The organism is Rufibacter aurantiacus (assembly GCF_017916345.1).
Lineage (GTDB): Bacteria > Bacteroidota > Bacteroidia > Cytophagales > Hymenobacteraceae > Nibribacter > Nibribacter roseolus.
On sequence record NZ_JAFMSV010000005.1, the window covers coordinates 152531 to 165806 of the forward strand.

Sequence of the window (13276 nt, forward strand, 5' to 3'; positions counted from 1 at the left end):
AAACAAAAGTGGCAGGTTATTGGTTATTTTTCCGTTTCCGGCCTGTTTTCTGAAAAACAGGCCGGAAACAGGAATGTAAGAAATCTTGCTAACTGGCAGAACAAAGTTCTTCTTCCTCTACCTGCACGCGTACTTTGCCCGAAAGTAAATCTGCCATTAAGCCTTTTTTAAGTTGTTGAAGCTTGTTAAACTTTTGCTTCTCTCTGTTTAATACATTAAAAAGAGACTGAATCTTTTTTGTGATTTTATCTTGCTCAATTTGATATGGCAATAAAATTTGTAAATTTTTTAAATCACTAATGAGAAGATTCTTTTGTGATGACCCTCGTGCAACATCATTTAACTGACTGTTTGAGAATTCAAAATAGCTGTATAGATACTTAACATCTATTAAATTTGCTTTAAGCTTTATGACAGCAACACTTTTTTGGAGAGTAGATTTTTGATACTTTTCATGCTGCTTCACAATTGCCATTCTACCTATAGTACCTGCATTTGACATTAATAGGTCTCCCTTTTGTAGATTGGTTCTTCTATGAGTCTCTTCAAAATCACCTTTAGTTATTTGTCTTGCTTCATCGAAAACGATTTCTCCATTTTGTAAGTCTTTAGCACTAATAAAGAAATATCCTGAATTCTCTTGGTCAACACAATCTCCATGTTTACCATCAGTTACTAGATTAGTTAAATAATCAAGCGGAGTAGTTTCCCACTCCTTCGGAATCATGCCGAGGGGGGAGGGTTTGTAGAGTTCAGGAGCGTCTTGGTAGCGGGGGCGGAGTTTGCCGGTGGCCACGTCAATGCCTCGGGTGAAGAGGTCTTGCATGAGCCCTTGCTTGATGGCTTTGTATTTGGCAATGATGGCCTCAGTCTTCTCAATCTGTCCAACTACCGTTTGTAGGATTTTGGCAATTTTCTGCTGTTCCTTGATATTATTAGGAACATGAACTAAGAACTTCTCAAGGTCGCTTCTCTTTACATGTCGCATGGTTGAGCCTTGGCTATTACCGCCAAGTTCATCCATATAAAAATCTAAAATGAAAAATAATAACTCTTTTGTTATCCCTGTTTTAGGAACAACTTTGAATAAATGTTGATTTAATACACCTTTTCCTTGATTCCAGATTACTACTTTCAGTGTGGCACTCCAAGAAAAAATTAAATCTCCATTTTCAATTCGATTAGTTTCAGGGACAGATCCAATAAAATAATCAGGTTGGCTTTTCGGATTCGTTAATTGTTCAATCCGGATAATTTTAATTCCTTGATCCTTCCAATCTGAAGGTTTGAATGCGTAGCCATTATAATAGAAAGCTAAGTCTATAAGAGGTCTTTTACTCCAATTATTCATATCCAAGTTCCATTAAAAACTCTTGTAAAATAGCTTGCTCTTCTTCTCTGTTGCTAAGTAATTCCTTCAGGTTAATTTGATATTTCTCAAATAGGTTTTCCAGTTCCGCTAGCACATTTTGCTGATTTTGTTTCAAGTGCGTTTGCAAACCAGACCAGAGCGCATCTTTCCAGCGGAGCAGAATCAGTTCTTCGGCTTGGGCAGGGGTGATCTTCTGGCGGGCGGCTTCTACCAGTTTATCTTTTTCGTTCTCAATCGCGGTAATGCCAGCCTTGAGGTTTTTGTAGCTTTTGGCCAGAATCTCGTGCTTTTCTACTCTTTGCTTTATTTCTTTGTCATACTTGGCTTTGGCTTTCAGGTCTTTGAGCTGGGCTTTGGGTAGGGCACCACTTTCGCTGTTTTCCCAGTCGTAGTCTTCGCTTTCGGCTTCCTCAAACAGGGCTTCCAGCTCGGCCACACGGGCGCGGCTTTGCTCAATCTTCTCCAGCTGTTCCGGGAACTGTGAGGCTAGAATGTCGGCATCGGGTATGAGTTCCGGTCCCCAGCCGCTGGCGGCTACAGATTTCAGGTCGCTGTTCAGTTCGCTCCAGAACCCAGCGAAGGCCCCACGCAACTGTGAGCCGTTTAGCATGGGCAAAGGCTGGAAGAACTCCACCAAAGAGGCTGTGCCCTGTTGCTTTACCAGGTGCAGCGGTTTGCCAGAAGTTAAGCTCTGCAGCTCCTGCTGGTACTGGCCCCACCACAGCTGGAACTGGGTATGGTACTGTTGCAGCACCTGAGCCACGCCCGTGTGCGCCTCTACCATTGGCTTTAAACTTTCTTTCTGGGTGAGGTGGTCCTGGAACTGCAGGTAGCCGGGCTTCAGGTCACAGAACAAATCTTCTTTTAGACCCTGGTAATGCGCCATGCCGTTCTGTTGCAGCGTTTCCACTTCACTGGCCGGGATGCCGCCGTTCAGGTGCGCGTGCACGTCATGCGGCTCGGGGGCAGGGGAGTTGTCCACGTACCGGCGGATGTTCAGGTTATATTCTTCCTTCTCCAGGTCTTCGTGTTTTACCAGCTTGGCATACTTTTCTTCCGGCAGGCGGTTATGGTACACGTAGCTGATTTTCTCAATGTCCTCAGGCCGGAGCTTGTTCTGGTTTTTACCCTCTTTGTATTCTTTATCGGCGTTAATAAACAGCACCTCTTTACGCTCATCAGCTCCTGCTCTGTTAATCACCAGCACGCAGGCCGGTATGCCGGTACCGTAGAACAGCCCCGGAGGCAAGCCAATCACCGCTTCCAGCAGGCCTTTGGTCACTAACCAGGTGCGGCAGGCTTTCTATTCACCGCCCCTGAACAACACGCCGTGCGGCATCACCACCGCCATTTTGCCGTTGGCTTTGAGCGTGCTCACCATGTGCTGCACAAACATGAAATCACCTTTCTTGCCGCTCTCGGGCATCCAGAACTTAAAGCGATCCTTGTGCAACATACCATTACTACTGAAGTTCTGGCTAAACGGCGGATTGGCAATTACCCGGTCATAATGCCGCAACTCGCCGTTCTCCTGCAAGTGCTGCGGATTCTTGAGCGTGTCCTCGTTGCGTATGTCAGCGGAGTAGAAGCCGTGCAGCAACATGTTCATGCGGCAAAGCGCCCATGTGGTACCGTTCATCTCTTGTCCATACAAGGCCAGGTCGCGGGTATTGCCGCCCATTTCCTCCACAAAGTTCTTGCTCTGGATAAGCATACCGCCCGAGCCCACTGTAGGGTCATAGATGCTCATGCCCTGGGCTGGCTCCAGAATGGTCACCAGCAGGCGTACCACCTCGGCAGGCGTATAGAACTCGCCGCCTTTCTTGCCCGCGCTATCCGCGAAGTACTTAATCAGGTATTCATAGGCCGCTCCCAGCAAATCAGGGAACTCAAAGTCTGAATCCTTCAGCGGGATGTTCTCAAAGTGCTGGATAAACTCCACCAGCTTGGCATCATCCATGGCCTTCTGCCCAATCTTCTTGTTGTAGTTGATGCCCTTGAGCACATCTTGCAAGGTGTTGGGGTTGGCATCTTCAATGGCGGCTAAGGCCTTGTTCAGCGCCGTACCCACATCTTTCTTCAAGTGCCGGATGTTGTGCCACAATGCTTGCTCTGGTATAAAGAAGTTGTACTTGTTGGGGTTGTTGAGCTGCAACTGAATGAGTTCTTCTTTCAGGCCTTTCGCTTCGTACTCTTTCTTAAGGATGGCACGGTCTTCCTCAAACTTGTCAGACAAGCGCTTCAGGAACAGCATCCCGAAGATATGCTCCTTAAACTCCGAGGCATCCATATTGCCCCTCAGAATGTCGCATGCTTTGAGTAATAGGGATTCTAATTTGGGTAGGGTTAGTTTCTGTTTTATCATGGGTATGTAGGTGCACAATTTCTCAGGATGAAAAATAGGCGAAAGAATAAAAAGAAACCAGTTGTAAATATTCTATTTTTTGGGGTGAGTTTTCAGTCCAAAATGCCGCAACCGTATTGTTGTGCAGCTGTTTAAAGAAAACTTTTGCACAAACAGTTCTAAAACAGGGACAACATGAATGATTTAAGCCAATGCTTGTGCCGAAAGCATAAAGAAGTATCTATAGGACTTTTTGAATAGTTTATTATCTGTGTATGTAAGAATCAGCTAGAGAAAGATCGCCCTTTTATAAAGCCTTTGAATATGTAAAAACCTATTTACTTCGATTACTTAAACTCCTAATATTAGTAATCCAAATAAATAGGTTTATGAAGGTCCTTTATTTCAGAGATTAAGGCGTTGAATATTTACAGCAAAATTCAAGTTTGCTTCGCCTACACCCGAGGTGGTAATACCAATCACTTCTCCTTGCATGTTGAAGAGAGGGCCACCGCTACTACCATTAGTGATTTCAGCAGTAGTTTGAATCAGCTTTTGATTTTCTCTGTAGCTAGATACAATCCCAGTTGATAGAGTCTGCTCAAGTCCCCGGGGGTTACCGATTGCAAAGACGTTCTCGCCTATTGCAGCCAAAGTAGCGGCAATAGGTACATGGGGTACACTACTACCTCTTGTGTTTACTTTAAATAGCACGTAGTCTAAATCATTGGCATCGCTCGATCTTATAATTTGAGATACTTCATAGGATGTGCCGTCATGTAACTTGATGAAGTGCTCGTTAAAACCATCAAAAACATGCTGGTTACTAATTCCGAGCCCGTCTGCTGAAATAAAGAAACCGCTGCCTTGCACACCACTTCTACCGTCGTTTGTTGAGAAGACAAGGAACACGCCTTTTTTTCGCTGCTCATAAAGAGAGCTCAAGATTGAAGTCTTGTTCACTTCAGTAACAGGAGCATTTCTGGTGCCTCGTTTTGGTCTAACTTTTTCAGGATTTTGAATTGTTCTTGGGAGTTCAGCTTGTGCCGTTTGGGCTCGACGCTTTGATTCTTTCCCAGACTTAGAGCAACCAGAGCAGCTACTAAGAGATGATAATAGACAAGCTAGAAGTATAGTTTGTAATTTCATGTAATCAACTTAATACTTCTTGTTTTGCAGAAATTTGCCCACTTTGGATGTGACTTGTATTGTAAATCGGCGGTTATTATCAGGGTTCTTTTCGTCGCGTGATTGTCCAAAGTACCCGCTGCCCGCAAGAATAACTTCACAATTGGAGCCTAATTTCTCAAAATCGATCCCATTAGCTTTCCAATAGTTATGTAAAGCCAAGGCCCTTTCATAACTTAACTTATAGCCTCTATCGGGTGCACTAATCCAATTTTTGTATTCTAAATTACGTTGTGTGTTTCCTTCAATGACTAATAGGTAATCAATCTCTTTATGTTTCTTAATAAGGGTGCTTATCTTGTTGTAAAGTTCTCTACCAGCATCTAATAATTGCTTACGCTCATTAAGACCAATGTAATTAATGTCAGATTCGTCAGATTTAAATCTAGCATCAATGTTCAAGCGGTACCTTTTATTTTTAGGATCAAAAGTATAATAGTTTTGATCTAACGTAGAGAGAGCCTTTTCAACATTTTGTATCTCATCAAACTTCTTTTTATCTGTTACAAGTTGTTTATTTTTAATTGTGAGTTGTTTATTTTTAATTGTGAGTTGTCTATTTTCAATTGTGAGTTGTTTATTCTTTTCAATTAATTCTGTTAATTGCTGTTCAAGGGTTTGAATTTTATCTTCATTGTTAGCAGAGCTTTTAAGTTTTACGAAAGCAATAGCAAACAAAACAAGCATAATGAAGAATAAGCTTGTCATAAGGTCAGAAAAGCCTACCCAAAAATATGAGGTCTTCTTCATAGCTTATAACTGAATTATTCCTTTCATGATAGCATATACAAGGAAACCAGCCAGCCCTAAAAAACCTGTTGCATTCAGTGCCAGTAGTGCTGTTACAGCCTTGTTGCTTTTTTGTTTAGGTTGAGTTCCATTGCTTGTCAGGTGCTTGTTTAATACCCGAAACTCATTCAAGAAGTCATCATTTATTTTCGATTCTTCTGCAGCTTTTTTAGAGTTGTCTTTAATAGCATTAGTAAGATCTTTTAAGGCTTGCAGCATCAACTCTTGCTTCTGTGTGCTTTCTCTGCCTTGCTCCGCCAACAGTTGCAGACCAGTATCAATGGTTTCCAACTTATCCAGTTGCTCAAATTTTGGTCTCGCTTCTGTAAATGCTTTGTCAAGCTGCATCACTTGCTCTTTGGTCATAGTTTCAACAGACTCAATAGCTTGTTCAAAAGCATTTTTAAGGTGCGGCTCCATTTCGATAGTAACATCCTGTACTTCCCGAATTTTCTGTTCAACAGCCTCCTTCATTATGTCGATGCTCTGTGTCACATTGCGTTGAGCGGAATCCACCACCACATTCAAGGCTTCGCCATGGTTTGTAAACTCAATCAGATGACTTGCTAAGAACTTGTTCAATTCTTGGTTCTGTGAGAAGGTAGAATCAATACCTGCGGCAATTCTTTCTACTTCCACAGTTCGGTTAACAAGTGCTTTCAAATTATTGGTCAATTCTACCGTTTGCACCATAGACTGGTTAAGCGATTGGTAGTAGTTGGCAAACTGATGAAAAGACTCCATCATTTTACTAAGCTCCTTGAATACTGCCACATTGGCTTTTGCCATTTTAGCCGTATCAAGTTGCTCTACTTTAGCCATCGTGCTTTCTTGAATTTTGATGGCTTCAAATGATTTGTCCATCACGGCAGAAAGTTCTTTAACAGCAGGATTGAGTGTATTCGCAAAACCTTTTAGGCGGTCGTTTAGCGCAGATATACCTGACGTTTCTGTTCTGATTAGTTCAGGCAGCAGATTTACCTGTAAGAAAGAAAGGAATTTATTCTTGTTTGTTTCTGCCTTAGACTTAGCTGGACGATATAGAAAAATAGAAAGAGCGGTTGTTAAACCTAAACCCATGGCACTGGCAATCATGGCAACTTTGACGCTTCCGAGAATATTGGTCAACATATTATCAGTATCAACTCCTGCATTGGTTTCCATTTGGAACAAACCGATGATGATACCCAGCATCGTAGCCGCAAGACCAAGGTATAAAGGGGCGGGCATGGAGTTATTTATCTCTTCATCCAGCGAGTCAATATTGCGGTCAACGATATCTTTTAGTAGATGATAATCAGCTACAGCACCTTTATTCTTGACCAGGTAGTTGTTGATGTCATCCAAAATCTGCTGCTCGGCATCGCTGTTGGTAGGATAATCGACTAGGGCAACCTCTACAATTTTTTCATCTAAGGATGTATAGGTATTAGTTTCAAGATGCGTCTGTATGTCTTCTAAACTTCCCTGTTCAATCATCTTGACAGGCACATCACCACTCAAGATGTCGGCTTCATCAGTTTGTTTAAAAACTGAAGCTAAGTTTACTATTTTTAAAAAAATATAGTTGTAGGCAATAAAAAACTGGGCAATAATAATCCCAATAATGAGAATGTATTCTAGATAATTCATGTGAGTTAATTAAATCTGATTTTCACTTTCTCTTTTACATACCAGTCGTTACCCTGCTTATGAACTGTCCCTGGGGCAAGTTGACTTATATTATGGAAGCTTGTATAAAACGCGTTATCGAATGCGCAGGCAGGTTTTAAAACGGTATCTGAATAGCTTCTCAAAATATCATACTCATCTGCGGTAGGCTCTAAGTGCAGTTTGCCTACTGATGGCTCTGCCGTCGCATATTCAATCCTATAGACATACCTGTGTCTCTTTTCAGAAGCGGCATTTGTCTCCGAAAACAAACGGTCATCATATGGACCATCAAAATATAATGAGCTGTTTTTCGGAGGTGCTGGCTTGGCAGGTATAGGCTCTGGGACTATATGTGCAGTTTCCTCTGCTTGAACAGGGATAGCTTCAGTGCTGTTTTTTAGCTTTTCCTTTTCTTTCTTTCGTATTTGAGAGAGTTCATGCTCAAGCTGTAAAACTTTCTCTTTGTAAGATTCTTTGACCTTTTCTAGTTTTTCATAATGTGCTTCAAGGTTTCCATACTTAGACTTTAAAGTATTTAAACTTATTGACTCACTTTTTGCAGCGCTTTCAATTTTGAAAGTGGAAGACGAATCTGCTTCATTTTTAGAGTGTTTAAGTTTTTCATAGTTATCAAATAATTTATATGCTAAAAGCAAATTAACTACTATTGCAACAAGTAAGATTACCGCGAAAATTAGATTTATTAACCAACCTACTAGCCCTATTTTTATACCTATAACAAGCAGAGTATAAGCAATTACGCTTCCTATAATTACAATTATAGCCTGGCTCTTTAAAGAGGCAGGCTTACTTTTGCTTCTACGCTTTGCCATCTACAGAATCTTTTGCCAATTTATTCATTAAGCCAATTAGTGGGTAGAAAAAGAGCGTTTCTTCAACAGCCGTCACATCATCACTGTCAAGCTCTTTCTGTTTCTCACCTAATCCGCGCATTAAGTAGTTCATTAAATCGTGATTACCATTCTCAATTACTTCATCAATGACATTAAGCGAAGTCTGGCTTACATCGAACTTGTTCTTGAGATTGATTTCTTTATGTAACTCCATGAAAACTTTTAAGAAGTGAAGCACCTCGTCTATTACACCTTGTAGATGTTCTCGCGATGCATTCAATTCTCTGTAAGAATATTTCTGTGCGGTGCTCGACGTATCATACGGTTTTAGTAGACCATTATCAATAGTACTTCCAAGCGATACAACAGTTAGCTCTTCTAGGTCTATTCTATCATAAGCCGCTGTATATAAGCCGCCCTTGGCAGTTATTTCTTTAGGATTAGCTTCTATCTTAATTTCAGTTTTTACCCTGCTTTGTTCACCAGATATTTTCTCAAATATTTTGTTGAACAACAACGATAGGTTTGCTTGATTACTAGTATTATCAGCTATAAAAGCTGTTTTTGAGCCTGATCCACTAAGCAACAATATAGACGGCTTTTCAAAGCCAGCTGTGTGCATCACTTTTGCCAAATGGTAGAATACTGCACTATAGTAAAGCAAGAAAACTAATTTTAAATCCTGGTCATTAGCTAACTCTGTGGCAAAGTCTATCCTGACATTGTTTTGTGTTAATGTCTTATTGTTTGTTAAGCTAAACAGGAAGTTAATAATGTCTTCAGAGTTTCTGCTAGCAGATAGTTGCTCAAGGACATCGTTTAAGGTATCTGAATTTGTTTTCACAAGTTCACGGTACTTATCCAAATGCTTTTTAAGGAAACCATTAGTCGCCATGCTGCCGCCGTACCCATCTCCGAAGATGGCATTACCAGCAAATTTGAAAGAAGTGAGCAGTTGTGGTTTATCTTCCTTATAAATAACCAAGTCTGCTGTACCACCGCCAATATCCAATGATGCTACTGGCAGTGCTTGAGCTGTAACACCTGCTTCATTATTATAGAAATAGAAGGGTGCAAGGCTTTCGGGCAAGCTGTTCATCGCTTCTACAACTCTTGCTCCAAAAATTCCTCCCACTTTACCACGCCATACTTGCCCCAAAGCATTAATTTTATTTTCGCCCATACTTGATGGGTAGAACCAGGTAATCTTGGTTTCTTCTAAGTTACCATCGTTCAACAGCACCTTGTTTCGGAGAAGTATAAGTATGTGCTCAATATAGTGCTCAAGCTGCTTCCTGTTTTCGTTATCGTTGTAGTTACTCCACTTAATGTTTGTCTTATGATTTAAATGTGGCTGAATTTGGGCTTTCTCAAAATCAAAGGCAATGTTATAGTGGTTGTAAGTATAAGTACCGTGATTCACGTTTACGTTCTTGTTATAAAGCACAACAGTACGCATCGGTAGCTTATAGTCATTAGAACCATCGTTTATTACCTCTGGTAACAACTCATGACTGAACTGGAAATAAAATTGCTTAATAAGATTTGATTTTTCTGTATGATTAAACGAGTAAGCTATCTGTGATTCCTCTTTTTCAACCTTAAAAGGTCTACTGTCTCTTTCATTTTGTTTTTTGTATTCAATGTGGGTGTTCGATGTACCAAAATCGATAGCAAAACTAAATTGGTTGTTGCCTGGTTCGTATGTTTTGAATTCAGGAATCAATAAACCTTGTATGTTGCCATCAACCTGTAGCTGCACATAATTAAAACTATCCTGCACTACATAGTATAGCGATGAAGCACCTTTGTTTAAGCGCGTATTGTTGTATCTGGCATTTACTCTAAATCCATTGGCATCATAAAGCTGCAAATCCACATTTCGAGTTGGCATGCCATTGACTAAACCTATTCTGTAATCTTTGTGTGGGAAGCTTCCATTTACGAGCGGCGTTATAGCTACTGCCAAATCAGCATCCACCAAAATACCATCATGCTCGCCTAAGCCAGATAAACCGCCAATGGATGTTACACTAGACGGTTTCTTATAAATTTTACAATAAGTAATCTTGTTAACCCCTTTGCCACCCTTAATCGGGATATTAAGTCTTACTTCAACTGACTGAGCATGATCCACAATCTCTATAAGCTTTTGGCTTGTTAGTTCTTCTTTAGTAAAATACTCAAAGAAAATAGGCTTAAGAGGCAGAAAATAGTTTTTTCCAAGAGTGTAGAACTTGTTACTATTCAATTTGTAAGGCACCTTAATAAGATAGTCTTCCAAGAAGTCTGCCTGTGTCAGGTATGGATACTGATCCCTCACGTGTGGTAGACGACGTAACTCTATGGGCGTATCATCACGGCGTGGTGCAGGTGTAGCGGGATTCCATTTTTCAACGGTATAAGTAAGATCGAAATTGAATCGCTCTACTGGCAACACCAAAGGGGTTAGAAGTTTTCCGTTTACTTCAATCTGCTTGGGGCTTGCAATAGCAAAGTCACTCTGAATACTCTCTGGATCGGCGCTATACTTATAAAGTGGCAGTTCTGACAGGGCATGTACTGTATCGCCAGAATTGCCTTTTATGTGCAGATACTGCAGTCCTGAAAAGTAATCGTTAATGTCTAATGTATTTAGCTCATTAAACAAATCTTTATTTTCCTTTGCAAGCTTTTTTACAGTAAGGTCAATGTACTGATATAGCTCCTTAAAAGTATTGGCAAAATTGTCTTTTCTGGAAAGGGCATACAGATATTTAATGTATTTGGGCTCACGCTGGTACAAAGGCAAGTAGTGCTCATCCAGCATGATATCATTACCAAACCGAATATCTACCTGCAATCTGTCTTGTGCGGGCTTATTGTCGTTGAAAGGCGCAGCAAAAAACAACGTAGTAGGTGAGATGCCGCCAATTACACGATGGCTATACTTCAGGATGTAGAAATTATCAACCTTTCCAAAGTTGAATTGTGTATCCTGATTAATGAACAATTCAAATGTTTCAGCTAATGCTCTATGCTCTGGATGAGAGGATGCCTTGAGAGCATTTAGTTGATCCCATTTGTTCCAGGCAATTAGCTCTAAGTCTTCGCTATTAATGTCATAATTAAACAAAATTTGTCCTATGTCCAGAGCATCAGATACTAATTTATGGTGATAAGTAGCACCGTCTATGACATTGACATTAACAAAATGAAAAGCAGACCTTACCAAGTCCATTCTCGCAAATGGCGATGGTATTGAAGTAGGTAAAATCTTGACTTGATTATCGTTATCGTTTATCGTTTGTACAATATTGCCACCTGGCTCCAATGATGGAAACCAATCTGATTCAGTTGGACCAGCATTATGGATGCGAAATACTTTCTTGCTCATAGCAATGCTTCTGCTTTATTAAATACCTAATTTTTCTGCCAACACTTCACCAGTCGCGTCATAGAAAGCCTTTACAAACTTCGTTTCGTTTGGGAGAGACGTATGACGTGTAATGGTTTCTGTCAGCTTGTCTTCGACTAACTTTAATCTTGCGTCTTTAAAGAACAAATTTTTCTTTTTAGGCTCATAGCCTTCAATAAATTCCAATGCATTACCAAAGTCTACGCTATTGTTGAATGGCTTAAAGGATGGTGTATTGTCCTCAAGCTCATTTAGCCACTCATCATAATGCTGGATGAATTTATTAAAAGTATTAGTGTAGTAATAAGCTTTGAAAAATTGCTTTGGCACACCTCTGTGTTTTTCCTCTAACCAAATGGTGGAAGCGCTTATTGCTTTTGGCAGTCCCAATTTCAAATATTTCGAGAAAAGGGAGAGTTGTGCTAATGGCTTTGTAAGATAAGTAAATGACTCATACCCTAAAGACTTAAAAGTTAGACTAACATCCTTACTCTCAATGCCAAACTCTTTGTAGGTTGGATTATCAGCTTTGCCATTCGTTGTAAACAGGTTGCCAGCCTCGGAAGCAAAATTAAGAATGGCCAAAGCGCCTGCTACCTCAACAAAGTGGGCATTATTTTTTTGCTTATCCTTGCCGTCAAAGTTGTCATACATGCCTCCATCTTCATCACCTATATAATAGAAGCTATTTAAGCGTTTATCGGCTACAATAGTACGTTCATAATACGCTAAAGCAGCTTTTGATTTACCTAAAAAAGATGTTGAGTCAATCTCACTTCCTGTTGCCTCACCTGACTTTAATTTAAAGTACGGCAATACCGTTAAAGCACCAATAACCGCGTTTCTAACTTGGTAAGTTCTACCGTCGTGAGTGTTTATTTCTCTCAGATTTTTAAGTAACAACGGGAAGCCTGAGGCACCTGTACCACCAAAAATTGAGCTGATTATAAAAATGCGATCATTATTGCCGAAGCTGTCTAAGAACTGGGTAAACTCTTCACTTTGCGTAAATTGGTTCAGCACGACACTACCAATATTAGGGTTGCCCTTAAAGCCAACATCCATGTCGGCAGCAAGGTTGTGCGCAGAAAATAATAAATCTACAAAAGCTTTGGTATTATTGTCTAAGCTATTATAGCCTATATATTCTCTAAATTTTTGGCTGTGTGTGCCGTTTATTTCAAACTTAAAGTTATCAGATACATCTGTTTGACTTGCTCCTGTTAATTGAGAAAGGGTTTTAATCTTTACATTGAAGAATCCACTATCCTCGTTTTCAAATGGTTTTTTAATTTCCTGATATTTTGTAAGTATATCAGCTGTACGGTTCAAATCTCCATTTGCAGAATCTGGATCAATAATAATTGGTACAACCGTATCTATACTGCTATCCAATCTTACACCAGCTGCCAGCATCATCGTGAACGCGCGAAGAACTCTAGAACCGGTGCCGCCGATTCCGAATACATAAAGTTTTGCCATAGCTTATCTTAAGTTTAATGCGAAAGGATTAGCCTTATTCTTTGAACTCCAAATCCGAATGACAAAGCTCGAAAGAAGCGAAAATATGAATGTATAAAAGGAAGTCATTAAGGATATGTTTATAATAAATGATTCAGTGTCAGGATATTTGCTGTTGTCAACATACTCTATCAATGTATTGCTTAAATATGAATAAG

General features: G+C 40.2%; 7 protein-coding genes and 1 pseudogene. All 8 read right to left on the minus strand.

What is annotated here, in order from left to right; all coding sequences use genetic code 11:
- Positions 1-88: 88 nt before the first annotated feature.
- Entirely contained in the window at positions 89-1351 is a 1263-nt protein-coding gene (locus J3P34_RS19640; RefSeq protein WP_210490345.1) for a restriction endonuclease subunit S, read from the minus strand.
- Positions 1344-3737 (minus strand): annotated as a pseudogene (locus tag J3P34_RS19645) (type I restriction-modification system subunit M). Before J3P34_RS19645 ends, J3P34_RS19640 begins: the two are co-directional and overlap by 8 nt.
- Before the next feature lie 384 nt (positions 3738-4121).
- A complete protein-coding gene (locus J3P34_RS19650; protein WP_210490346.1) occupies positions 4122-4865 on the minus strand; it encodes a S1C family serine protease in 744 nt (247 codons plus the stop codon).
- A 9-nt stretch (positions 4866-4874) separates the two neighbouring features.
- A complete protein-coding gene (locus tag J3P34_RS19655) occupies positions 4875-5654 on the minus strand; it encodes a hypothetical protein (protein WP_210490347.1) in 780 nt (259 codons plus the stop codon).
- 3 nt (positions 5655-5657) lie between these two features.
- Entirely contained in the window at positions 5658-7325 is a 1668-nt protein-coding gene (locus tag J3P34_RS19660) for a hypothetical protein (protein ID WP_210490348.1), read from the minus strand.
- A 5-nt stretch (positions 7326-7330) separates the two neighbouring features.
- The gene (locus J3P34_RS19665) at positions 7331-8179 is read right to left on the minus strand and encodes a hypothetical protein (RefSeq protein WP_210490350.1); all 849 of its coding nucleotides are present in this window, start codon (positions 8177-8179) and stop codon (positions 7331-7333) included.
- Positions 8166-11576 (minus strand): hypothetical protein, encoded by a 3411-nt coding sequence (locus tag J3P34_RS19670; protein ID WP_210490351.1) that lies wholly within the window; start codon positions 11574-11576, stop codon positions 8166-8168. The genes J3P34_RS19665 and J3P34_RS19670 overlap by 14 nt, the downstream gene beginning before the upstream one ends.
- An 18-nt stretch (positions 11577-11594) precedes the next feature.
- Complete coding sequence (locus J3P34_RS19675) at positions 11595-13079, minus strand: hypothetical protein (protein WP_210490352.1); 1485 nt, start codon at positions 13077-13079, stop codon at positions 11595-11597.
- Positions 13080-13276 lie beyond the last annotated feature (197 nt).

Excerpts from the sequence above, each read along its gene's own strand:
- J3P34_RS19665 (WP_210490350.1), bottom strand. The coding sequence starts at position 8,179 with ATGGCAAAGCGTAGAAGCAAAAGTAAGCCTGCCTCTTTAAAGAGCCAG.
- J3P34_RS19640 (WP_210490345.1), bottom strand. The coding sequence starts at position 1,351 with ATGAATAATTGGAGTAAAAGACCTCTTATAGACTTAGCTTTCTATTAT.
- J3P34_RS19650 (WP_210490346.1), bottom strand. The coding sequence starts at position 4,865 with ATGAAATTACAAACTATACTTCTAGCTTGTCTATTATCATCTCTTAGT.
- J3P34_RS19670 (WP_210490351.1), bottom strand. The coding sequence starts at position 11,576 with ATGAGCAAGAAAGTATTTCGCATCCATAATGCTGGTCCAACTGAATCA.
- J3P34_RS19660 (WP_210490348.1), bottom strand. The coding sequence starts at position 7,325 with ATGAATTATCTAGAATACATTCTCATTATTGGGATTATTATTGCCCAG.
- J3P34_RS19655 (WP_210490347.1), bottom strand. The coding sequence starts at position 5,654 with ATGAAGAAGACCTCATATTTTTGGGTAGGCTTTTCTGACCTTATGACA.
- J3P34_RS19675 (WP_210490352.1), bottom strand. The coding sequence starts at position 13,079 with ATGGCAAAACTTTATGTATTCGGAATCGGCGGCACCGGTTCTAGAGTT.